Source organism: Streptomyces flavofungini (assembly GCF_041028215.1).
Classification (GTDB): Bacteria; Actinomycetota; Actinomycetes; order Streptomycetales; family Streptomycetaceae; genus Streptomyces; species Streptomyces flavofungini_B.
In genome coordinates this window covers 1-1,766 of sequence record NZ_JASKYR010001169.1, presented here as the reverse complement: position 1 = coordinate 1,766, position 1,766 = coordinate 1, and the positions used below count along the sequence as shown (strand labels likewise).

Annotated in this window: 2 protein-coding genes; both read right to left on the bottom strand. The window is 72.7% G+C overall.

The window, feature by feature from the left end:
- Positions 1-18: 18 nt before the first annotated feature.
- The gene (locus AB8Z36_RS39450) at positions 19-852 is read right to left on the bottom strand and encodes a M55 family metallopeptidase (protein WP_369218176.1); all 834 of its coding nucleotides are present in this window, start codon (positions 850-852) and stop codon (positions 19-21) included.
- An 11-nt stretch (positions 853-863) separates the two neighbouring features.
- Positions 864-1,766 (bottom strand): GHMP family kinase ATP-binding protein (locus AB8Z36_RS39445; RefSeq protein ID WP_369218175.1); only part of this gene is annotated, 903 nt, incomplete at its 5' end.

Sequence of the window (1,766 nt, the reverse complement as noted above, 5' to 3'; positions counted from 1 at the left end):
CCCTGGTCCTGCGTGTGGTCAGCCATACTGCTCCTCCACGGCGGCAGAGGCGATCGTCGTAACCGCCTTGAAGGTACGGATTCCCTCGTACATCGTCTCGCTGTCGTACGCGACCCTGCGCTCCCCCGTCCGGCGCACTCCGGGGACGACGGTCGACGCCATCGACAGGTGTTCGGCGTCGAACTCGACCTCGACGGTGAACGGGCCCGCCGCCACCGGCTCCCCCCGCCGGGCGAGCGCGGCGGCCTCCTTGGCGGCGGCGCGGATGTCGGCGGCGGTGCGGGCCGGGGTGCGGCAGACGGCGGCGTAGCGCGAGACGTGGTCCTTGACGGCGACCTTCAGCGCGCCGGGCGCGTAGCTGAGGGCGTCGTCGCAGGCCAGGTCGTCGCCGGTGACCAGGATGACGGGGACACCGAACTCGGCGACGACATGGGAGTTGAGCAGCCCCTCGCTGGCGCGGACGCCGTTGACCCAGACGCCGGTGATCTGGTTGGCGAGGTAGGTGTGGGCGAGGACGCCCTCCATGCCCGCGCCCGCGTGGTAGCCGATGAAGGCGATGCCGTCCACGTCGCCGTGCTGGACGCCCTCCACCATGGACAGCGACTTGTGCCGCCCGGTGAGCATCTCGGCCCGCTCGTCCAGCTTCTCCAGGAGGAGGTTGCGCATGCTCCAGTGTGCTTCGTTGATGAGCACCTCGTCGGCGCCGCCGTCGAAGAACCCGAGCACGGCCGCGTTCACGTCCGAGGTGAACAGCGACCGGCACCGCTCCCACTGGGCGGTGCCCGGCAGCACGTCGGCCGGCCAGGTCACTCCGGTGGCGCCCTCCATGTCGGCGCTGATGAGGATCTTCATGCCGGGCCACGTTACGCGTGGGGACGGCCGCCCTTCCAGCCTGTCCGGTACTGGGACGTGTCGAAGCTGAGCGTCCGGTAGACCGTCACGCCGTCGGCGAGCTCCGCGCAGGCCTGCGCCGCCGCCGTCACGCGCCGGGTGTAGGAGGGGTCGGTGGCGTCGAGGAGTATCCCCAGGGTCGTGCCGCTGTGGCCCACGGCGACGCCGAGGCCGCCGACCTCGCGGCAGACGGCCCGCATCGGTTCGAGGGACCGCTTGTGGCGCAGGGTCTGGTTCATCAGGGCGCTGCGGGTGGCGATCTCGCCGACCTCGGCGAGGTTTCCGGCGCGTACGGCGTCGGTGAGCCCGCCGAGGAGCTCCGCGTAGGTGCGCCGGTCGGCGGCGGTGAAGGGCTTGGGGAGGCGGTTGAAGTCCACGGTGTCCACCGAGCCGCCCTCGTCGACGCCGACGACGGCCATGGCGGGCAGCGACCCGAGGACCGAGCGGAGCCGGACGCTGCGGTGGTGGAAGGCGACGATCGCGGGGTAGAGCACGCCGTCGGTGGGCTCGATGCGGGCCAGGAGCCGCTCGATGCGGGCGGGCGGCATGGCGACGTCGAGGGCCCTGCCGACCGCGCGCGCGGTGGCGACCAGGTCGGCGGACGAGCTGGCGAGGCCCTTGCCCTCGGGGATCACGCTGCTGACGGTGAGCACCCCGCCGCGCGGCGCCCCGGTCCCGCGCGGCGCACGGTCGGCGATCATCCGGGCGAGCCGCAGCGCCTTGGTCTTGTGCGGCGGCCACACCTCGATGTCGCCCGACGCGGAGCCCTCCCGGTAGGTGGCCMTCGTCCAGCGGGCCACSGGCAGGGTGACGAGGAAGTCCCCGTCGTCCTCGGGCAGTACGCCCTGGAGCAGTTCCCCGAAGGTGCCGAAGGC